Annotated in this window: 19 protein-coding genes; 1 reads left to right on the top strand and 18 read right to left on the bottom strand. The window is 51.0% G+C overall.

Features of this window, described 5'->3' with window-relative positions; genetic code table 11:
• Positions 1 to 106 precede the first annotated feature (106 nt).
• From HMPREF0980_RS12135 to HMPREF0980_RS12120, 4 genes are all read right to left on the bottom strand, one after another.
• Positions 107 to 1069, bottom strand: a complete 963-nt coding sequence (locus HMPREF0980_RS12135) for a sugar ABC transporter substrate-binding protein (protein ID WP_049729358.1) — start codon at positions 1067 to 1069, stop codon at positions 107 to 109.
• 19 nt (positions 1070 to 1088) lie between these two features.
• Positions 1089 to 1541, bottom strand: coding sequence for a VOC family protein (locus tag HMPREF0980_RS12130; RefSeq protein ID WP_049729357.1), 453 nt, complete (start codon positions 1539 to 1541; stop codon positions 1089 to 1091).
• A 13-nt stretch (positions 1542 to 1554) separates the two neighbouring features.
• Positions 1555 to 2388 (bottom strand): SDR family NAD(P)-dependent oxidoreductase, encoded by an 834-nt coding sequence (locus tag HMPREF0980_RS12125; RefSeq protein ID WP_049729356.1) that lies wholly within the window; start codon positions 2386 to 2388, stop codon positions 1555 to 1557.
• A 157-nt stretch (positions 2389 to 2545) separates the two neighbouring features.
• Positions 2546 to 3748 (bottom strand): MFS transporter, encoded by a 1203-nt coding sequence (locus tag HMPREF0980_RS12120; protein ID WP_049729355.1) that lies wholly within the window; start codon positions 3746 to 3748, stop codon positions 2546 to 2548.
• Between the two features lie 213 nt (positions 3749 to 3961).
• On the opposite strand from HMPREF0980_RS12120, the gene HMPREF0980_RS12115 reads away from it, so the two are divergent.
• Positions 3962 to 4729 carry a GntR family transcriptional regulator gene (locus HMPREF0980_RS12115; protein ID WP_049729354.1) on the top strand — a complete coding sequence of 256 codons (768 nt, stop codon included), beginning with the start codon at positions 3962 to 3964 and terminating at the stop codon, positions 4727 to 4729.
• A gap of 88 nt (positions 4730 to 4817) precedes the next feature.
• Here HMPREF0980_RS12115 and HMPREF0980_RS12110 read toward each other — a convergent pair whose 3' ends face one another.
• The 14 genes from HMPREF0980_RS12110 to hydA all read right to left on the bottom strand — a co-directional run bounded on the left by HMPREF0980_RS12110 (position 4818) and on the right by hydA (position 20230).
• The gene (locus HMPREF0980_RS12110) at positions 4818 to 4997 is read right to left on the bottom strand and encodes a hypothetical protein (protein ID WP_049729353.1); all 180 of its coding nucleotides are present in this window, start codon (positions 4995 to 4997) and stop codon (positions 4818 to 4820) included.
• A gap of 42 nt (positions 4998 to 5039) precedes the next feature.
• A complete protein-coding gene (locus tag HMPREF0980_RS12105) occupies positions 5040 to 6860 on the bottom strand; it encodes a DUF6320 domain-containing protein (protein ID WP_049729352.1) in 1821 nt (606 codons plus the stop codon).
• A gap of 4 nt (positions 6861 to 6864) precedes the next feature.
• Positions 6865 to 7782: an alpha/beta hydrolase gene (locus HMPREF0980_RS12100; RefSeq protein ID WP_049729351.1), complete on the bottom strand. Its 918-nt coding sequence runs from the start codon at positions 7780 to 7782 to the stop codon at positions 6865 to 6867.
• A 64-nt stretch (positions 7783 to 7846) separates the two neighbouring features.
• On the bottom strand, positions 7847 to 9544 hold the full coding sequence (gene ade / locus HMPREF0980_RS12095; RefSeq protein ID WP_049729350.1) for an adenine deaminase: 1698 nt from the start codon (positions 9542 to 9544) through the stop codon (positions 7847 to 7849).
• 33 nt (positions 9545 to 9577) lie between these two features.
• Complete coding sequence (locus HMPREF0980_RS12090) at positions 9578 to 10312, bottom strand: DUF975 family protein (protein ID WP_049729349.1); 735 nt, start codon at positions 10310 to 10312, stop codon at positions 9578 to 9580.
• Positions 10313 to 10432: 120 nt separating this feature from the next.
• Positions 10433 to 11059 (bottom strand): flavodoxin family protein, encoded by a 627-nt coding sequence (locus tag HMPREF0980_RS12085; RefSeq protein WP_049729348.1) that lies wholly within the window; start codon positions 11057 to 11059, stop codon positions 10433 to 10435.
• Entirely contained in the window at positions 11059 to 11421 is a 363-nt protein-coding gene (locus HMPREF0980_RS12080) for a winged helix-turn-helix domain-containing protein (RefSeq protein WP_242847401.1), read from the bottom strand. The genes HMPREF0980_RS12085 and HMPREF0980_RS12080 overlap by 1 nt, the downstream gene beginning before the upstream one ends.
• Before the next feature lie 5 nt (positions 11422 to 11426).
• Complete coding sequence (locus tag HMPREF0980_RS12075) at positions 11427 to 12440, bottom strand: sulfate/molybdate ABC transporter ATP-binding protein (RefSeq protein ID WP_049729346.1); 1014 nt, start codon at positions 12438 to 12440, stop codon at positions 11427 to 11429.
• Between the two features lie 3 nt (positions 12441 to 12443).
• The gene (modB, locus tag HMPREF0980_RS12070; protein WP_049729345.1) at positions 12444 to 13121 is read right to left on the bottom strand and encodes a molybdate ABC transporter permease subunit; all 678 of its coding nucleotides are present in this window, start codon (positions 13119 to 13121) and stop codon (positions 12444 to 12446) included.
• A gap of 15 nt (positions 13122 to 13136) precedes the next feature.
• Positions 13137 to 13985, bottom strand: a complete 849-nt coding sequence (gene modA / locus HMPREF0980_RS12065) for a molybdate ABC transporter substrate-binding protein (protein WP_049729344.1) — start codon at positions 13983 to 13985, stop codon at positions 13137 to 13139.
• Positions 13986 to 14151: 166 nt separating this feature from the next.
• Positions 14152 to 16710: a selenium-dependent xanthine dehydrogenase gene (gene xdh, locus HMPREF0980_RS12060; RefSeq protein WP_049729343.1), complete on the bottom strand. Its 2559-nt coding sequence runs from the start codon at positions 16708 to 16710 to the stop codon at positions 14152 to 14154.
• Positions 16711 to 16729: 19 nt separating this feature from the next.
• On the bottom strand, positions 16730 to 18085 hold the full coding sequence (yqeB, locus tag HMPREF0980_RS12055; protein WP_049729342.1) for a selenium-dependent molybdenum cofactor biosynthesis protein YqeB: 1356 nt from the start codon (positions 18083 to 18085) through the stop codon (positions 16730 to 16732).
• Entirely contained in the window at positions 18069 to 18833 is a 765-nt protein-coding gene (yqeC, locus tag HMPREF0980_RS12050) for a selenium cofactor biosynthesis protein YqeC (RefSeq protein WP_049729341.1), read from the bottom strand. Before yqeC ends, yqeB begins: the two co-directional genes overlap by 17 nt.
• Before the next feature lie 14 nt (positions 18834 to 18847).
• Complete coding sequence (hydA, locus tag HMPREF0980_RS12045) at positions 18848 to 20230, bottom strand: dihydropyrimidinase (RefSeq protein WP_049729340.1); 1383 nt, start codon at positions 20228 to 20230, stop codon at positions 18848 to 18850.
• Between the last annotated feature and the right edge of the window lie 3 nt (positions 20231 to 20233).

Here is a 20233-nt window from a genome sequence, read left to right as displayed (position 1 = left end):
TCATCCTCAACTGACTGCAGCCCGCATATTGTCTGTTTGTGTTTACCATGAATCCGGCAATCGTGCAGGCCGCCTCTTTCATCTTTTATATAGACCGATACTCGGATTACTGGTAATCTGCAATGTTGGACTCGTCTACATTGATAACTTCCACGTAATTAATCTGTTCACTGACAGAACCTTCATCCAGATATTCGTAGGCCAGATCCATTGCCTTCCCGCCGATGCCTGCTGCATTTAAGTCCATCAATGCGATAACTTTTCCGTCAAGGACGTATTGGACAAGGTCTTCGTTGCAATCGCTGATGGCCAGTTTCACATCTGACATTCCTGCAGAGGCCAGCGCCGTCACGGCTGCCATCCCCGCATTTGCCCAAGGTGCCCAGTACGCATCCAGATCACTGTAATTCTGCAGCTGTGCGCTGATCTGGCTCAGGCAGGATTCCGTGTCTACACTTCCTTCACTGTATGCGACAATTTCAACATCAGGATACTCACCTACCGCATCTTCAAATCCCTTGCTTCTTTGCTTGGAAACTTCACTGGCACCGGTATACCATACCCATCCGATTTTCCCTTTCCCGCCGATAGCCTCGCACAGTGCCACACCGTGGTCGTAACCGGCCTGGTATAAATCATCCAGAACCGCCGCCGCATACAAGTCATCAACGTCTTTTCCATCCGGATAAGCATCCATTGTGATGACTGGTATACCAGCCTGATCAGCCTTACGCAGTGACGTTATGATAGCCTCGCTGTCCAGTATCGTTGTCAGAATTGCATCGACCTTTTTGGTGATACAATCTTCAAATATCTGGCTCTGTTTGTTCGCATCATCATCAAAGGAGTAAACCAATACTTCATCGCCTTCCTCTGCGGCTTTCTGAGCCCCTTTTGAAATATTGACGAAAAAATCCATTGTCTGATTTCCTACGATACATGCAATTGTTCGTTTTTTATCTTTTCCGGATTCTGTTCCTTTTTCCTCAGCATCTTTCCCACATCCATTTAGTATGAGAACTGCCATCATAGCTATCATTAATACACCGCTCACTATTCGCTTTTTCATATAGAATCTTCCTCTCTTTCTACACCATACATTTCATCTCATAGGTAAGTCCACCGAACGGACAGTCAAGATAATAGACATGAGCCGTCTTTCCCATAAAAGGGATACAAGCCTTATGTCCCACGATATATCCCTGCTGCACCAGCGATTCTGCTGCCTTTGTGAACTCTTCAAGGCTATCGTACTCAAAGGCAATATGATGCAGCCCTTCTCCATACTCCGCAAGCCGCTTCATCATATATGAACCCTTGCTTTCCTCCGGGACAACTTCGATAATTTCATATGCAACGCTGCCTACAGTTATATTTGCTCCCTTTATCGCAAACGGAGCTCCCACCTGCACACAGGTCTCGTCAAAGTTCATCTTGTCCACATATACCGCATCTCCTGCTCCTGGCATTTGCTTCAGTGACGCAACTGCCAGCTCTCTGTTACGTACCAATATGCCGATATGTTCAAATTTGCATCCCATAATCTCACCTTCTCTACTCAAACGTGTGTGTACATACAGCACCTGCATAGTGTCCCGCATTTGCATCTATAAAGTCTTTTATGCTGCATGGCTGTGTCATCGTCACAGCGCCTGCATCGACAAAATAGTTAGAGCCGTTTATGCACCTGCACTCTCCTGATGTCAGGAACAGCGCTGTTCTTGCAACATCATACGGGTCGATGGTCATATAAAGCGGATTTCCTGTTTTAGCTTTTCTGACCATCTCAACCGGGACATTGGCTCCTATCGGCGTGTCCGCCGCATATGGTGAGATACAGTTGCAGCGAACTCCCCAAAGACCCAGTTCATTGGCAATTGCATATGTCATCGCAACAACCGCGCCCTTTGACGTCGCGTAAGCCGCTGCCCCGAGAGGCCCCTTGAATGCAGCCACAGACGCCGTATTTACTATGTATCCTTTCGATCTTACCAGCTCCTCCGCCATGGTTCTTACACCAAGCCATACTCCTCTTACATTTATGTCCATAGTCTTTTCAAAAACGCTCATGTCAACGTGTGCGATATCCGCGTTGCCGGGCATCAGGCAGATGCCTGCATTGTTGAAAAGTATATCCACCTTTCCATATGTTTCCAGAGCGGTATTCCGCACATTTGCCCAGTCTTTTTCTGAGGTAACGTCCGCTTTCACGAAAATAGCTTCACCACCGGCGTCCTTTACTTTTTCAACCACCTGTGTACCGTTGGTTTCGCTGATATCCACGACGACGACTTTTGCGCCTTCTTCTGCGAATGTCAAAACAGATGCCTGTCCAAATCCAGAACCGCCCCCTGTGATAACTGCAACTTTCCCGTCAACTCTTCCCATAATTCTTTCCTCCTTACATTGATTTCCATAAGTTTCATTCTGACGTCAGCCATATATACAGATAATCTGTTATATATTTTTATATCGTTATATTAATATATACCATTTATTTTGTCAATGTGTATTTTCAGAAAATTTTATTTTATATCACCATCTGTCAGTCATTACTGCGGACACGACATAAGGCAACACACCCTGCGATGCATAATATAGCTGGAATCAGAAATGCCGGAGCCGACGGTATTCCTCCCGGACTGACAGCTGTTCCCAGAGCAGGATACACAATCCCTGATATCATGACGGATATCATGACGAGGCCAAAATTTGAACTCATATACTCTGTTCCGAAAAAATCCGTTGCCAGTATCGGCGTTACCCCGGCGCATCCCCCGTATGCATATGCTATAAGCGCTATAAGTACGATAAACATATTTCCTCGTATATGCCATAGGAACAATACACTGAGGGTAGTGGCGATATACAGTATCAGCAGCACCTTTTTGCAGCCTATTCTATCTGACAGCCATGCAGCCGTCAGTCTGCCGCACGCCGATGCCAGACCGGTTATCATGACACTTATGACAGCAATCTTCTCCGACAGTCCCCGAAGCTCTCCTAGTGATTTAATCAACGGATTCAGCATCAGATAGGCCGGTGTCAGACAAAGCAGGCAGATAAGAAGCATATAGTAATTTTTTGATGCCAGTACTTCCCTGGGTTTATACTGCTTTTTCCCTCTCCATTCTCCGTTTTCCTTCATACGGCTTTCTATGTATTCGTCAGCAGGATTGACGACGAACCAGCCTACAGTCAGGACAATAATGGCAAAGACGGCGGCCAGGATGCGGAAGGTAGTCTGGACCCCGGCTCCGTGTCTTCCCAGCAGCATATTGACGACCGGGGTAAACACTACCGTGGACATGCCATACGCACATACGATGATTCCACCGGCCAGCCCCTTTCTGTCCAACCACCACTTCTGAGCACAGGATACGGTGGCATTATAAGCCAGGCCGCCGCCAAATCCCCCCATGCCTGCATAGGTGATATACAGAAGCCACGGCTGTCCAGTTGGAATGAATGATGACAGCAGAAGCCCTGCCGTCATAAGGATGCCTCCCAGATGCAGCACAAACCTGGCTCCTTTCCTGTCGTTCAGCATGCCGCCGGCTATCACTCCAAGGACATTCATCGGGAGCATGAAAGAGAAGGTAAGCGCAGCCCCCGAATGAGTCCACCCGAAATGCTCGATTACCGGCCCTTGAAAGATACTCCATATGTAGATGATTCCGACGAAAAGTTGTACGACCACTCCGCCGGCCAGTGCAAGGTATCTGTTTCCGTTTTTCATATTTTTCATATTTTTTTCTCGCCTTCCAAATTGTAATATATATTCATAACTTTTAAAGTTATTATATGTTTATATATCATTTATGTCAATCTATTTTCTTTTTATCTATTGACATTTCGTCATCCCTTGTATATATTTTACTTAATATGTTATATTTAATTAACCCATATATACAACTCTCAATGTAAGAATATATAGAAGCACACAAGGAAGGTATTGATTATGGCTAAGAAAAAAGCGGCAGAATCTCTGTATTTTATCATTCAGGAAGATTTGAAATCCAAGATTCGTCTCGGAGAATTAAAAGAAGGGGACAGAATCATGTCAGAATCTGAAATTTGTGAACACTATAATGTAAGCAGGATTACAGCCAGGCGGACCCTAAACAATCTGGCAAGCGAAGGATATATCAAGCGGATACCCGGGAAAGGGAGCTTTGTCAACTATTACGCGCTGGAGATGCACACGAAGAAATATTACAGCCTGGCAGAAGAGATCGTACACTGGGGCATGCGGCCCAAGTCAGAATATATCACCCAGACATTTGCTCTCGTAAAAGACCTGCCGGAGGCGGAGCAGGTCATGGACCAGCTGAGAATTACAGAAAATGATGAACTGTACTATGTTAAAAGAATCCGGTTTACCAACGATACCCCTATTGCGGTGGACCGCACCTATGTACCTACCGCCTCTCTCTCAGAGGAGGAGCGGACAAAATTTGCAGAGAACCAGGCTGCCCACGTATATTCCATCGATGCCCGGATGCGTGGAACGCTGAATCGTGTGGGCGAGACGTTCTCGGCGGTAACTCTTGCAAAGGAGGACGCCTCCTGTCTGAATGTGACTGTTGGAACGCCTGCTCTTCGCATAGACCGCATCACTTATGCAAAAGATTCCATACTGGAATACAATGTAAGGCTCCGGCTCACTTACCGTTGCGACTATTCTATCGCATATAAAGGAATAGAACCAAGGGAATTATCTATCTGACAGCGAAAGCCATTGGGGACAGGTTAAAACGAGATGGGGACGGAGGTTTTTAAAAACCTCCGTCCCCATCTCGTTTTAACCTGTCCCCTTAGAAGCTTGCTATATTTTCCACGTAGCTCCGCATCTCTTCCCGGCTTTTGACCTGTCTGGCGCCTTCTACAATCTCATCCTGCTTTGCTTTCGGCATGGACGCAAATTCATTCAGGATATCAGAATGCTGTGCCAGTTCCATCGTAAATCCGATTGGAAGTTCGCTGTTATCTATCATCGTGACATCACCTCATGTTTAGTATGCCAGTCCCTCCATTCTCTATACATGAAATTTTTTATGCATTTCTTCTTTAAATTCACGTCCTTTGAATATAACGAGCGCCAGCAGGAACAGGAAGCTTAAGCCGGCGCAGATTACAGCCGGTGTCGTTATCGTTATTACTTTTGTAAGAAGCAGTATGAATGGCACGAGTATACTGTATGCGGACGCCATCACGTAATATATCATATATTCCCTTGCGGTGTGGGATTGAAGTCTGGATATAATGAGCATAGACAGCTCTATAATCACGCACACGGAAGGCAGCACAAAGTTCACTGACCACTTATGCCAGCCGGTGAACGCATCCCAGACGATACATCCGGTGCTGACGACCAGCAGCTGCCACATGGCGTTCTTCAGAAGATTATGCCTCTTGAAGAATCCGATTGCCAACGCCAGCCACATGCTGAACGCGCCCGCGGCGACAAATGCTGCCCAATGGCGTTCCGGAGATATGATGGCATTCAGCATGATTCCGACTACGATTGCTGCGATACAACAGAAAGAAAAATATTTAAAAAATTTCTTTCCTTCATAATTCATCTGTACCTCTTCCGGATATACCGGCTCCTCCACCTTAGTCCGCACCCCGAGTTCAGAAAGGATACGGAAGAAATTCCTCTGTATGTTAGAACTGTCAAAGCGGGATGTAAAGCCTAATGTCAGTATATCGTTGTAAGAACAGACGCACAATTCCACCTTTGGCGTGCTCGTAAACACACCGAACCTCTCTATATAAGGCTCATATTCGGCAGGCATCTTTACGGCGCTCATGTTGGAAAACACTGCGGTAACTTCCTTTTCCGCCAGCTTTGCACCGGCCCGGATGCATTGGTTCTTAATCTCCAGCGGCGCCCATCTCAGCACTTTATGCTTTTCAAAAGCGATAAGTTCATTCATATGTCCGGCAATATGTTCCTTCGTGAGATAATCGCTGAAATATACTTTTACCTCTTCCAGTATCTCGTCCAGGCTGTCCTGCGCCTCGCCAAACCGATGGCCCGGCTCTATCCAGCCGAAAAAATTAAGCATGGATTCCGACGGGAAGAACTTACGCAGATTCACAGGCACCATCAACACGACCGGCTTCTTCTCCTGTACTTTCGTCATCTCTTCATGTATAGCGCACATGAGCACGGCAGTCATCAGCACCGTCATCGACACGCCCTTTTCGCGGGATACGGCCAGGAGTTCTTTGACAGAGACCGTCCCTTCCGTCACTTGAAGTTCACCGTATTCTTTCTTCAACATCTTAATCTGATGCGCGCGGATCTTCTTCTTTTTCTTCCGCTTGGCATCCGGAGAATAGTATTTGGAAAAGCTGTCATTTTCCTGGTCCTGCACGGTCGGCCCGTCAGCAGCCAGCTCCACCTCGGGAAGACCTTCTTCTCCATGTGACAGGCGGAGGTAATTCTTCACAAGCTCCTTCAGGAATTCTGTCGCACCTGTCCCGTCTGTCAGTGCATGGAACACCTCAAAATTAATGCGCTTTTCGAAAAATGTCACTTCGAAAAGAAGCGCCTTTTTATCTCGTACGTATAGACAGCTGCACGGCTCTTTATATTCTTCCCGGACCACAGGCCTTAGCTCGCTCTTTTCCAGATAATGCCAGAAGAGGCCCTTCCTCATGACAGACAGAAAGACCGGGTATTTCTTTATCGTCCGGTTCAATGCTTCCTGCAGAATATCTCCGTCAATATACTCTTTTAATACACAGTAGAACCGGAACACCCGCGTGTCTTTCGCGTTGCTTGTGGCTGAAAACAGCTTCGCGGCATTGTCCAGGTTTCTCCAGTATGCTCTCTTCTGCTGGAACACCTCTCTAGTCCTCCCTCAAAAAATTATTGATAAGTTCAAAACTTTCCTGTACATGGTAATATTTAATCCCCAGCGCAAAGTAACCATGCAGGGCATCCTTTATCCGGTGTAATTCAACTTCATTGCCCGCCTTTCTCAGACGGTGTCCGTATTCCTCCCCCTCGTCCCGGAGCGGGTCGTATTCAGCAGTCAGCACGAGTGTCTTTGGCTGCCTGCTGTAATCGGTCTCCATCAGAGGCGCAAAGTATTTATTCTGCTTGTCTTCCTCACATGACGCATACAGCTCTATATAGTCCCGCATCTTTCCCGCCGTCAGAAGATAGTCTGTCCCGTTTTCCCTTACAGATTCAAACGGCGAATCATTACTGTAATCCGAGTTGACCGCGGGGTATATGAGAATCTGCTTTTTCGGAAGGAACACTCCTTTGTCCCTGGCCATAAGCGACACGGCTGCTGCCAAGTTTCCTCCTGCACTGTCCCCGATGATCGTAATCTGCTCCGGATCCACATTGAGGATAAAACGCTTCGTAAATATAGCCTCCGCAACCGCGTAACAGTCATTCAGCCCGGTGGGGAACTTATACTCCGGCGCCAGCCGGTAATCAACCGACACGACGATATGATCCGTGTCAGATGCCATCCGCGCACAGATGCGCTCATAGTTGTCGATGCTCTCCGTCACCCAGCCGCCGCCGTGAAAGAACAGAAGCACCGGAAGCCCCTCCACCGCCTTCTCCTTCGGCAGATAGATTCTCACCGGTATCTCATGCTCTCCATTATATATCTTATAGTCAATCGTCTTGTGGAAGACGCGCATCGGATCAATGGCCTTTAAATTAGCCAGATTCCTCGACGCCTCCACCTCGATGCCGTCAAAGGACAGCGCCTTCAAGACCCTTCTCATCGATTTGTTAATTGTCATACAATTTCCTCATTTTTCAAAGGGGTCAGACCCCTGTATGCACAGGGGTCTGACCCCTTTGAATTTATTCACACAATTTGAACTCTTTTACATTGAAAAGTCCTCTCGGCGTTATGCGAAGTTCGGGGATTACGGGGAGGGCCATGAACGATAGTGTGATGAACGGGTCCATGGTCTCCGGCACTCCCATCTCGTGTGCCTTTCTTATCATTTTCTTTAATGTCTTGTCTACGTTCTCATACCCTGCATCGCTCATGAGTCCCATAATAGGCAATGCCAGCGTCTCGTATACGTTTCCTTTTTCTACTACAGTGTATCCGCCCTGGGTGCGTACCAGTTCATTTACCGCCAGTTCCATATCCGTATCGTTATCTCCGATTACGATGATGTTGTGGGAATCATGTGACACGCTGGACGCCACCGCGCCGCCGCTTAAACCGAAGCCTGCCACGACGCCGACGCCGGTCTTTCCGGTCCCCCTATGACGCTCTACAACTGCAATTTTATTATATTCCCTGTCTGCTGTAAACTCTTTTTTACCAGGAATCTCGCATACGACATCTTTCGTGATTATCTGCCCCTCCTGCATCCGGATCACATGGCAGGGACCCTCCGGTTTCTCAAGCTTTAATCCGGCTTTGGAAAATGTATCCAGATGGACCGTGTGTTTCAGCTCTTCCGGGCATTGCAGGACTTGCGGTTCTGTACCGGCGTCTACTTTGATTCCCTTGTGGTATACATCCAGGATATTCATATCCTCCAAATCGTCGAACACGATCATGTCCGCCTGGTATCCCGGCGCAAGAGCGCCGAGATGTTGGAGACCGTAGCAGTCCGCCGCATGGATGGTAGCCATCTGTATGGCGCTGATAGCAGGTATTCCAAGGGATACGGCCTTCTTAACATTATAGTTGATATGACCGTCTCTCTGTATATCTTCAATATGTTTATCATCGGTGCAGAAACAGAATCCTTCCGTGCCGGTACCGTGCTCCACCATTCCCTTAACGATAGCCCCCAGGTTTCTGGCCGCGCTGCCTTCCCTGATGAGTATCGTCATGCCCAGGCGGCGTTCCTCCATGGCATACTCATAATCAATACACTCATGATCCGTATCGATTCCCGCCATAGCATAAGCCTGTATCTCATCATCTCCGAGCCCGGGTGCATGACCGTCAAGCGTTCTGCCTTTAAAAAGAGCAAGCTTCTCATGCATGCCGGCCTCCCCGTTAACGACGGACACATAATCCATCACCTCGCCCAGTCCAAGCACCCTCGGGTGTCCAAGATAGGGCTTCATCTTTTCCGCCGTAAATACGCATCCATTATCGTCCACGGAAGTGGAAGGCACACAGGACGGCATCATGACGTACACATTGGCCGGCACCTGCTCCGTCTGTCCAAGGATATAATCGATACCTGCGGCTCCTGCTACATTGGCCGACTCGTGGGGATCCACGATAAATGTCGTCGTCCCGCACTTTGCTGCCTGCCATACGAGCTCTGCCGGCGTCACAAGCGTAGATTCCAGATGAAGATGGCTGTCGATAAAACCAGGGCAGAGATATTTTCCATCAAGGTCCTCCTCTATCTGACCTTCATAAGTCCCGATACCTGCAATCCTGCCGCCTGAAACCGCTATGTCAGCCTTGAGGATCTCTCCCGTAAATACATTTACTACATTTGCATTCTTCAGCACAAGCTCTGCTTTTTCACGGTGCCTGGCCACTTCGGCGCACCGCCGGTATTCTTTCAGTTCCATAACGCTGCCCCCTTCGTAAATGCTCTTATTATACTACCTGATATAACCTTCCGCATATGCTTTTGCGCGGTTGAATGAATACATCTCGGCAAATGACGCTTCTACATATGGCATGACATAGAAAATATTTGCGATGCCGCAGGTGATTCCACCCAGCAGATACCAGCCGATAAAAGACAGATCCATGATAAACGTCTCCAGCTTCTGTCCTGTCATCATACGTTTGCTGATTGCAAATGCTTCCTTATAGCTCATGCCTGGATTCTCCGAAAGGATGTACGGTATCATCCGATATTCATATGATTTTATAATTCCAGGAACGATCAGCAGCAACGCCCACAAAAATATAAACAGGTCTCGCAAAAACATCGTGAGCACGATATTACCGTAATGGCCGGATCTGAAACCATCCAGCACCGCTCCCACGCTGACACGCTCCGTCTGGTTACGGACAAAAAATCTCTTGCCGCCGACTTCCAGCACATTTCCTACAAATATCATGAGCAGCGTGCCAAGCAGCGCCAGCATGATTGCCACAGCTCCCAGAATTGCTCCGAACGCAGGCCATCCAGCAGAGAACGAATCCGTATAGGCCGAGCTGTCGCTGTAATATGTCGTCTGCCTTAAGGACGCCGTGCTCCGGCTCGCGCCACCCGAATTCATTACCATAGATATGACCGACATGAGAAATGCCACTCCGACACACGGCCAGTAATTATGTTGAAATGCCTGCTTTCCCCGCATTTTAAGTTCCACCCTGTTCCACATATTATAGTTTCCTCCTCGTTTCTCTATGTTTGCTTTTTATAATATTGAATCCATTATACCCCAGTCTCAGGGTGAAATCTATAAAAGAGCAGAAACTTTGTAAAGTTTCTGCTCCCCGTCTCAGTCCTCCCGAATAAAATTAGTCGCAATCTTCGGCTCGTATACCGGCGGCTTCACTCCCGCTTTCCTGCCCGCGTCGATACATTGCAGCAGCCACGCCATATTCTCTCCAAGCGTGCGCATCGTCTGCAGTCCTTCTTCATCTTTCCTCACATCCTCAGGCGTAAGCCCATGCACCTGGTTCCAGTATTGTGACGAGACGACCGGCATGCTGCTGATGGTAAAGTATTTGTTCAGCCTGTCAAAGGCCGCAGAAGCGCCTCCCCTTCTGCACGACACGACGGCTGCCCCCGGCTTGCCGGCCATCACATCTTTGTTCGAGTAGAACAACCGGTCCAGAAACGCGGTCAGCTGTCCGCTCGGTCCGGCATAGTAGACAGGGGAACCGACCACAAGCGCATCCATCCCGCCAAGCATCTCCCCGACTTCGTTCACCTGGTCGTTCCAGACACATCTGCCCGTGTCCGCGCACTTCCCGCAGGCGATGCATCCAGGGATGGGCTTCTTCCCGAGATAGCATATCTCTGTCTCGATATCATGTCTCTGTAGGGTAGCTGCCACTTCCGTGAGGGCGGTATACGTACAGCCGTGTTCATTCGGGCTTCCGTTTATCAATAGCACTTTCATCATGGATTCTCCTTTCCAAAGTCCTCACCATATTCGGGAAAATACATCTGGAATGTCTGCTCTGTATAAGCTTCAATCTCCCTTACCATCTTCTCGTAATTCGCCGCCATCTTTCTGCCCTGTACCGTGACCGTGCAGCTGCCGCCGCACCTTCCGCCATGCCGGCGCTCTATCAGCCTGATTCCAAGCTCCTGCTCCGCCCGGTTGACAATCCTCCAGCCTTTGCTGTAAGACATGCCCATAAGGGCACAGGCCTCTTTTACTGAGCCGGTCTTTTCTACATTGGCCAGCAGCTGTACGATGCCAGGGCCAAATATCTGACTATCCCCGCATATTCTGATTCTGGCTTCTGCATGAAGCATATCCATCACTCCAACAATAATATCTTATCTTCCCGCACGCTGACCCGCTCCGGCACCTGCCTGTACCCGCGGTCCAGCTTCATCCACATAGTTTCTCCCGGATTGTCTGCATTTTTAAATAATATGTTACGTTCGAAAGGCGCGTCGGCCACATGAACCGTCTCCACCGCAATCTGACCGTCTCTATCCGCCGGCAGGAAATCATGGGCGCGGATACCGATATACCTCATATGCTCCGGTATCCTCCTGTTCAGTCTGAATCGTACGCCCCAATCAGCGGCCTCTACCACCTGTTCTCCGACACGGATGGCCGGTGAGATGTTCTTACATCCGGTAAGCCTCGCCGCCTCCACTTTTTCTGGATTGGCAAACAGCTCCTCCGTCCCTTTGCAGATAATATTTGCCCCGGATGACATGACCATGATATGGTCGCAGAGCCTGTACAGTTCATCCCTGTCATGGCTGACAATCATAACCGCCCCTTCAAATTCCGAAAGTCGTTCCTTCAGTTCCATCTGGAGCTCTTCTTTCAGATAGCTGTCCAGTGCAGAAAAAGGCTCGTCCAGCAGCAGCGCCTCCGGCCTGGACGCAAGAATCCTTGCAAGCGCGGTCCGCTGCTGCTGTCCCCCTGACAGTCTGCCGGGATACAGACTTTCCAGTCCTTCCAGATGGAACCGGCTGATCAGATTTTTTACATAAAAGGTATCTCTTCCGGCCCCTGCGGCTATGTTCTCATATACTGTCATGTTTGGAAACAGCGCATAATTCTGGAACAAGTAACCGACCTTGCGTTTCTGCGGTGTCAGATCAATCCTTCTGCCACTATCATATACAATTCTTCCTCCGATGGCAACCTTTCCTTTATCCAGAGCGGAGATACCTGCAATGGCCTTAAGGCTCATGCTTTTGCCGCACCCCGAAGCTCCGAGGACACCCAGGATATGCCCTGGCGATGTAAGATTCATATTCAGTTTGAAGTTCTTAAATTCTTTTTGTAAACTGGCCTCTATCTGTCCCATCGTTCATCTCCTCCGGTCCTGCTTCCTGAACCACCCCGCCGCCACGTTCATTCCAGACACTGCGAGGAAGGAAAGGAGCACAAGGATAAGCACGTATCGGTATGCGCCTTCCATATTTCCCGCCGCCACCTCAGAATAGACGGCAAGCGGAAGTGTTCTTGTCCTGCCCGCGATATTTCCCGCAATCATAGCCGTCGCACCAAACTCCCCGAGCCCTCTTGCAAAGGCAAGGATACCGCCGGACAGGATCCCCGGCAGGGCGTTGGGAAGCAGAATTCTGCGGAAAATCACAGCCTCGGGCATACCGAGCGTCCTTGCTGCAAATATCAGGTTTTCATCCACCTGCTCGAAGGCCCCTCTGGCGGAGCGGTACATGAGCGGAAATGATATCACTGCCGCCGCCAGCACCGTGGCCCCCCAGGAAAACGCGATCTTCACCCCGAAGTATTCCACAAAAAAGCTGCCAAGCGGACGCTTCACTCCAAACAGATAGAGCAGAAAAAAGCCGGCTACTGTAGGCGGGAGCACGAGCGGAAGCGTCAGAAAGCCGTCCCACGCTATCTTTACCTTTACGTTTCGGATACGCACGACAAGATATGCCGCCAGCATCCCTGTGAAGAACGTGATGACAATTGAAAAGACTGCTGTCTTCAGAGAGATTAAAATCGGTGAAAAATCCATGTCCGCCTCCTCTGCTTATTCTGGTTTGTCAACTGTGAACCCGTATGTTTCAAATACCGCAATCGCCTCTTCGCTTTTCAGGAAATCCAGGAACAGCCGGGCCTCTTCCTTGTGCCTCGACGCGGAAACGATTCCTGCCGGGTAGACCGCCGGCCCGGACAGACTGTCCTCCGGCGCCTCGGCAGCTACTTTTACTTTCTCTGTCGCAGCCGCGTCCGTGGCATATACGATACCGGCCTGGGCACTTCCTTCCGCCACCCAGTTCAGCACCTCCGTCACATTAGTTCCGAGGCTTGCCTTAGCCGATACGGAATCCCAGATACCAAGGTTCGTCAGCGCTTCTTTTGCATACTGTCCCACCGGAACACTTGCCGGGTCTCCAATCGCAATCGTATCCGTCTTTGTGATATCCTTAAATTCCTTCAGGTCCAGCTCACAATCCGATGACGTGATAAGCACAATCTTATTCTGGAGCAGATTGGTAACCGTGTCCTTATCTACCATAGCTTCATCCGCCAGGGCCTCCATCTGCTTCGTGGCCGCCGACATGAATACATCCGCCTCAAGCCCTTCTTCTATCTGTGTCTGGAGCTTTCCTGAACTGTCATAAGCACCTTCTACATTGATATAGGGATACTTCTTCTCAAACATGGGAATAAGCTCGTCCGCATAAGAATATTCCAGGCTTGCCGCCGCCGCTACCAGTAACGTAACAGGTTCCTTGCCGCTATCCTCTGTCCTCTGCTTCTCTACTGTTGCCTCCCTCTTCTTATCCGCCTTGTCTGAGCCGACGCACCCGGCCATGAACGTACCTGCCAGGACGGCTGCCAAAATCATGCTGATTATCCTGTTTCTCTTCTTCATCCTCTATTCCTCCTCATAATCCAATCATCCCGGGTACATCATCCTGTTACTGGGAATGATACAACAAGTTGTTTTTTAAAACAACTCGTTTGTTCTAATATAGGGACAGGTTTTCTGCAAAGTCAGCACCTGTCCCCTTTTCTTCATGTCTCTGTAGAACACAATTTCACTTTTTCTTTTTTTCATAAGGCGTGCCCGTAAGTGGCAGCTTTGTCTGGAACTGTCCGTTCCATTTATAATATGCTCCCGCTATGGCCGGTGCCGTGGGAATGGAGGTAATCTCCCCGATGCCAATAGCCCCGTACGCGGCGGGCACTCCCGGTTTTTCAATAATGATAGGGTTTATTTCCGGTATTTTGTCGGCTTTCAACAGCCCGAGCGTCCCAAACTTTGATTTTGGCTCGCCTCCTTCCAGAACGTATTGTTCTGTCAGGGCATATCCCATCCCCATGACGACACCGCCTTCAATCTGGCCTTCCACGCTGACCGGATTGACTGCTTTCCCCACATCATGCGCCGCCGCCAGCAGCTTCACCGTGCCGTCTTCATTGAGAACGCAGAGCTGAGCCGCGTAGCCATAAGCGACATGGGATATCGGGTATGGAACATCGCTTCCCATCCTATCGGTTTCTGCCAGATATTCTCCATAATACTCTCTGCCATCCAGCCCCGCCAGACCATACCGTTCTATGTCTGCGCGCAGCGCTTCGGCTGCCCGCCTTGCCGCCTCGCCTGTCACAAGCGTCTGCCGGGAGCCGGAAGTCGTCCCGGAGTCCGGCGCTTTGGCCGTATTCGGCTGCTTATAAGAGATGCCGGCCAGAGGAAGGCCCGCGGCTTCTGAGACAATCTGCGTAAGCACCGTCCCAAGCCCCTGACCGATACAGGAAGCTCCGGAATGTATCTCCACCTTTTGACCGTTCACAAGCAGGCGGCAACGGCCCCAGTCCGGAAGTCCGACACCGACACCGGCATTTTTCATGGCACAGGCCACTCCTGCATAAGGTTCCCTGTCATATATATCCTTCACCGCCTCCAGCGCCTCTGCAACACCCGTAGACGCGTCGGCTATCTGTCCATTCGGCAGCACCTGCCCCGGTCTTATGGAGTTCCTGTATCGGATTTCCCACGGCGTGATTCCCACCAGCTCTGCCAGCGCATTCAGGTTCATCTCTGACGCGAAGCACGTCTGCGTCACGCCAAATCCCCGGAATGCGCCGGCAGGCGGATTGTTCGTGTAGACGGCTTTTCCTTCGATGTCTATCGTCTGGAAATTATAGGGTCCGGCCGCATGGGTACAAGCCCTTTGAAGCACCGGACCGCCCAGGGACGCATATGCACCCGTGTCCGATACGACGACCGCCTTCATCGCGGTCAGATAGCCGTCCTTATCACAGGCCGTCGTCACGTCCATCCACATCGGGTGCCGCTTTGGATGTATGAGGATACTTTCCTTCCTCGACAGCTTCACCTTAACTGCACGTTTTGTCAGATAAGCAACTAGAGCTGCGTGATGCTGTACGGTCACATCTTCTTTGCCGCCGAACCCGCCACCTACCAGCTTATTTTCCACAATAACCTTATCCCGTGGGATGCCGAGCATCTTTGCACATTCACGCTGTGTATCATACGTGCCCTGATCTGATGAATAGATGAACACTCCGTCGTCAAACGGCATCGCTACTGCTGCCTCTGGTTCCAGGAATGCATGCTCCGTCCACGGCGTCTCGTAATGGTTCGTCACCTTGTAGCAGGAAGCTGCAATCATCTCATCCGCGCTGCCCCGCACGAGATGCTCATGGGCGAGGATATTGCCGTCTCCATGCACCTTCGGTGCCCCCTCCTCCATAGCTTGGAACGGATCCAGCACCGGTTCCAGCTCCTCGTACTCTATGTGGACAAGTTTCTTCGCCTCTTCCACAAGTTCCGGTGCCTCTGCTGCCACGATGCAGACCGCGTCTCCAAGGTAATGCGTCTCCTTCCCGACCGGTATCATCGTGTCCCAGTCCTGCTTCAGATGGCCTACCTTCACGCTTCCTGGTATGTCTGCCGCCGTAAACACCCCAACGACGCCCGGCAGTGCTTTTGCGGCCTCCGTATGTACCGCCAGCACTCTGGCCCGCGGATAAGCAGAACGCACTGCGCTGGCATATATCATGCCATCCAGATACATGTCATCTACATATTCTCCGGTACCGAGCACCTTTTCCCTTGCATCAATCCTCTGTATCGCCCTGCCTGTCGGAGCACTCCCTTCGTCTTCCCGTACTTCCAAACGGTTCCCGAAGATATCTGCGCTGAGCAGGACAGCATCTATCATCTTTTTATAGCCTGTACAGCGGCATACATTGTTCTTAATGGCCGCTGCCACTTCCAGCCGGGAAGGCCCCGGCTTCTCATCAATAAGTGCCTTGGCGCACATGACCATACCAGGAATACAGAAGCCGCACTGCACCGCGCCTGCTTTTGCAAATGCATAGCCATACACTTCTTTTTCTCTTTCGCTCAAGCCTTCCACCGTGACAATCTGTTTCCCTTCCATTCTGGACACGAGAGGGATGCATGCACGGGCTGCCTTACCGTCTATGATAACCGTGCACGTCCCGCAGGCTCCCTCGCTGCACCCGTCTTTTACGGAGGTCAGGTGCAGGTCATCCCGCAAGAACCGCATCAGTTTCTTATCTTCCTTGACCTTATACGTCTGTCCGTTGACCACTAATGTGTACATACGGCACCTCCTTACTGCCTCACAGTCCTTCTGTCAGGTCAGATTTCCTGTCTATATCCCGCAACTCTTTCTTTTCTATACCTATTAAAATAATTTCTTTCGCATGCTTTTCCATTACCGGCCGGCCGCCTTTATCGCCGTCCAGCGCGAGCAGCTCCTGTGCGTATATCAAGTCCCATACGACAGGATTGCCGCCCTGGGCGCCGCAGGCTGCTCGCACGATTCGGCCAGGATTCCTCCCTGCCGCCTCCAGAAGCTTTACAAAGGTACCGGCAGTCAGTTCCGGCTGGTCGCATACCGTGAACAGGACTCCTTTCAGGAACGGAAGGGTGTCCATGCATTTTTTCAGCCCGAGCTGCATGGAATGGGAGCTGCCTTTTTCCGGCTCTCGGTTTTCCACTACAGCAAAGCCTCTTCTTGCAGCGCCTTCTGCAACAGGACCGCATCCTGTCACGACTGCTTTCCACACATGGGGGAGTTCCGTAAGCGTATCGAGCAGATGGGCATACAGAGGCCGGCCTTCTACCTCCTCCAGCAGCTTGTTGCCGCCGAACCGGACGCCCTGCCCTGCTGCCAGCACGACAATTGCGTATGCCCCACAGTACTGTTCCATAGCGTGAACCGTTCCTGCCCCGACGCACCTTGCCTTGTCGGATATGGTGACACAGTAGCGGTGATCAGGACGGGCATCGATATCGCCGATCTTCATACCTTTCTGTACCGGCACACCGCGCTGCAGCATTCCTCTTACCATTCCGGACATCTTCGCATATACCGGTTCTCCTCCCGTCTCTGCAACAATCTGCCCTTTTTCTACCCGGTCTCCAATCGCCGCCTTAGGCTCCATCGCTCCATCTCCAGCGGCCTGTATAAGCCGCTCTCTCGAGTAGCCGCCCACTTCTCCGGGCACCCCCGTGTTTGGGATGGCATTTCCTTCCCATATGACACGGCCAAGCGTATCTCCCCGCTTCGTCTCTATGACACAGTGGCAGTCCACGCCTGCCGTAAACCCTGGTCCTGCTGCTATGACAAGCGGCGCATCCTCCAAGGACGTACCGGTATTCCTCTTTGCAAGGATGGCATCGACAAGCACATCCGGCCTGTATTCTTTTCGAATGTCCGCGGCTTCATCCACTATCACGGCCACATCGCCGTTGTCCATGACGCCCGCCGCCTCTTTCATATTCCTGACACACACACCTGTCATGCCCTCCACCGTGGCCCTGCCATCATAGACGGCACGGGACATGGCTACCGTCCTTCTCACGGTAAGCGGCACGGCTCTCTCCGTCATCATGATTCTGTGCCCTTGCAGATGCAGTTCGTATGCGATGCCAGTCGCCAGATCCCCTGCCCCCTTAATCAGTACATTCATGTCTGCCTCCCAGCCCTGATGTCACGATTACATTGTAAAATCCTTTTTCAGCGAACAGGCCGGCTATTCTGTCGCCTATGCTGACGCGCTGCGCATCGTCTGCCTTGTTCAGGACAATGTGGAACTTCATGAATGGATCCATAGACTTCTTCATGCCTATGTCGCTCAGCCCGATCTTAACGATATCTTCGCACTCCAGGACATCTTCCACTCCCTTTCCAAGAAATGCAGACGCCCGTTCCGGATGGTGGCAGACATCTTCGATCCGTCCGCCCACCGCGTCCAGCCCCGCTACGCCAAGCAGCACCATCGTCTTGCCCCAGAGTACAGGTTCATGTGCCTCAGGCACTTTGACCGGCTGTCCCTTTGCACCGTCTGCTTCTATGATGACCGGTACCGACAGCATCCGGACAGCCTCGAGAAATGCAACGGGAAATGCGCTCATCTTACCGTCAGGCTCAGGATATCCTGCCCAAACCTGCCGTTTGTGTTTCAGCATCTGGTACAAAAGCTCCAAATCAGGAGACCTGAGATATAAACCTTCGTCAGGCTGCCACATATGGGTCGTCGTCGTGACGATAACCGGCTGCGCCTCCTCTTCATATTCCCGGGCCAGCTGCCGGATGACAGTTGTCTTGCCTCCCGCGCCTACAACTGAAATGATGGGTGCAGAAAATCTGGCCAGCGAAAGTGCTGACTTCAGGCTCTCTGTCTCGATTGGTCTGCTGCTGCCGTAACTTCGTATCATATTCCTGCCTCACATTATCTGATGTCTGTTAGTTCCTGCGCGATTACGTACCGTCCGCCGTATTCTTTTATAATCTCACCATTATCCGCTGCCAGCTCGCCCCGGAGGTACACCTGTTCCGCACGTCCTCTGAGCACCGTTCCTTCCAGCGGGCAGTAGTCTGTATCCGCCATCTGCGTCTCTGCCGACAACATCCACTCCGTCTCCGGGTTCCAGACGACAATATCCGCGTCACTTCCAGGTTCAAGTGTCCCCTTCTTCGGATACAGATGATACAGCTTCGCCGGATGGTACGCCAGATATCTGCACATCTGCTCCAGCGTCAGCCTCCCCTGCCCCACGCCATAATGATACATGAGCGCAGGCCGTTCCTCCGCTCCCGGCATTCCGCACGGCACGAGGGAAAAATCTTTCTCCCCCATCTTCTTCTGATCCGTCGTAAAACTGCAGTGATCCGTGCAGACGGTCTGGATTTCTCCTTCCCGGAGCGCCTGCCAGAGCACCTCCTGGTCTTTCTTGGACCGCAGCGGCGGTGCTATCATATAATTTCTGCCTTCATTATCCGGCAGGCAGTATCTGCTTTCGTCCATGACAAGGTACTGGGGACATGTTTCTACGTACACGGTCTGACCGGTTTCCCTCGCCCTTCTGACTTCCATAAGCCCTTCCCGCGAGCTCAGATGCACTACGATAACCGGTGTGTCCACACATCTGGCAATCTTGAGAAGCCGTCCGACGGCCTCCGCCTCCGTAACCGGAGGACGCGTCCCCGGGTAATCCGATACGTCTTCCCGGTGCCCCTTCTCCTTCATCACCTCTGCCACCCGGGCGTCGATAATACCTTTGTTCTCGCAGTGTACCCCGGCGATTCCACCAATTTCTTTCAGCCTGGCCAGTATCTCGTAGATGGTCCTGTCATCCACCACCATAGCGTCATAGGTCATATACAGCTTGAAAGAGTGAATGCCGGCTGCGGTTACGCGTGCCAGCTCTTCCGATATGCGTTCGTTCCAGTCGGACATGGCGAGATGAAACGCATAATCGCAGGACGATCTGCCGTCCGCTTTCTCATGCCAGCGGGCAAGCGCATATTCCAAGCTTTCTCCTCTGTTCTGCGTGGCAAAATCCACGATACACGTAGTGCCCCCTGAAAGCTCGGCCTTCGTCCCCGTGTCAAATCCGTCTGCGGTTACCGTGCCGGACACTTCCAGATCCATATGTGTATGGGCATCAATAAAACCGGGGAACAATAGCTTCCCCTCAACATGGATGACCTCCGCGTCGGGAAAGTCCAGATTCTCGCCCATGGCCAGAATCTTTTCCCCCTTTACAAGAATATCTGTCTTTTTTGTACCTTCTGGGCCCACTACCGTTCCGCCCCGGAATAAACGTTTCATACA

Source organism: Dorea sp. D27 (assembly GCF_001185345.1).
Lineage (GTDB): Bacteria > Bacillota > Clostridia > Lachnospirales > Lachnospiraceae > Extibacter.
This window is presented reverse-complemented; position numbering and strand designations above follow the sequence as displayed.

Coding starts and splice junctions, on each gene's coding strand:
- HMPREF0980_RS12135 (WP_049729358.1), bottom strand. CDS start 1,069: ATGAAAAAGCGAATAGTGAGCGGTGTATTAATGATAGCTATGATGGCA.
- HMPREF0980_RS12130 (WP_049729357.1), bottom strand. CDS start 1,541: ATGGGATGCAAATTTGAACATATCGGCATATTGGTACGTAACAGAGAG.
- HMPREF0980_RS12125 (WP_049729356.1), bottom strand. CDS start 2,388: ATGGGAAGAGTTGACGGGAAAGTTGCAGTTATCACAGGGGGCGGTTCT.
- HMPREF0980_RS12120 (WP_049729355.1), bottom strand. CDS start 3,748: ATGAAAAATATGAAAAACGGAAACAGATACCTTGCACTGGCCGGCGGA.
- HMPREF0980_RS12115 (WP_049729354.1), top strand. CDS start 3,962: ATGGCTAAGAAAAAAGCGGCAGAATCTCTGTATTTTATCATTCAGGAA.
- HMPREF0980_RS12110 (WP_049729353.1), bottom strand. CDS start 4,997: ATGATAGATAACAGCGAACTTCCAATCGGATTTACGATGGAACTGGCA.
- HMPREF0980_RS12100 (WP_049729351.1), bottom strand. CDS start 7,782: ATGACAATTAACAAATCGATGAGAAGGGTCTTGAAGGCGCTGTCCTTT.
- ade (WP_049729350.1), bottom strand. CDS start 9,544: ATGGAACTGAAAGAATACCGGCGGTGCGCCGAAGTGGCCAGGCACCGT.
- HMPREF0980_RS12090 (WP_049729349.1), bottom strand. CDS start 10,312: ATGTGGAACAGGGTGGAACTTAAAATGCGGGGAAAGCAGGCATTTCAA.
- HMPREF0980_RS12085 (WP_049729348.1), bottom strand. CDS start 11,059: ATGAAAGTGCTATTGATAAACGGAAGCCCGAATGAACACGGCTGTACG.
- HMPREF0980_RS12080 (WP_242847401.1), bottom strand. CDS start 11,421: ATGCTTCATGCAGAAGCCAGAATCAGAATATGCGGGGATAGTCAGATA.
- HMPREF0980_RS12075 (WP_049729346.1), bottom strand. CDS start 12,440: ATGGGACAGATAGAGGCCAGTTTACAAAAAGAATTTAAGAACTTCAAA.
- modB (WP_049729345.1), bottom strand. CDS start 13,121: ATGGATTTTTCACCGATTTTAATCTCTCTGAAGACAGCAGTCTTTTCA.
- modA (WP_049729344.1), bottom strand. CDS start 13,985: ATGAAGAAGAGAAACAGGATAATCAGCATGATTTTGGCAGCCGTCCTG.
- xdh (WP_049729343.1), bottom strand. CDS start 16,710: ATGTACACATTAGTGGTCAACGGACAGACGTATAAGGTCAAGGAAGAT.
- yqeB (WP_049729342.1), bottom strand. CDS start 18,085: ATGAATGTACTGATTAAGGGGGCAGGGGATCTGGCGACTGGCATCGCA.
- yqeC (WP_049729341.1), bottom strand. CDS start 18,833: ATGATACGAAGTTACGGCAGCAGCAGACCAATCGAGACAGAGAGCCTG.
- hydA (WP_049729340.1), bottom strand. CDS start 20,230: ATGAAACGTTTATTCCGGGGCGGAACGGTAGTGGGCCCAGAAGGTACA.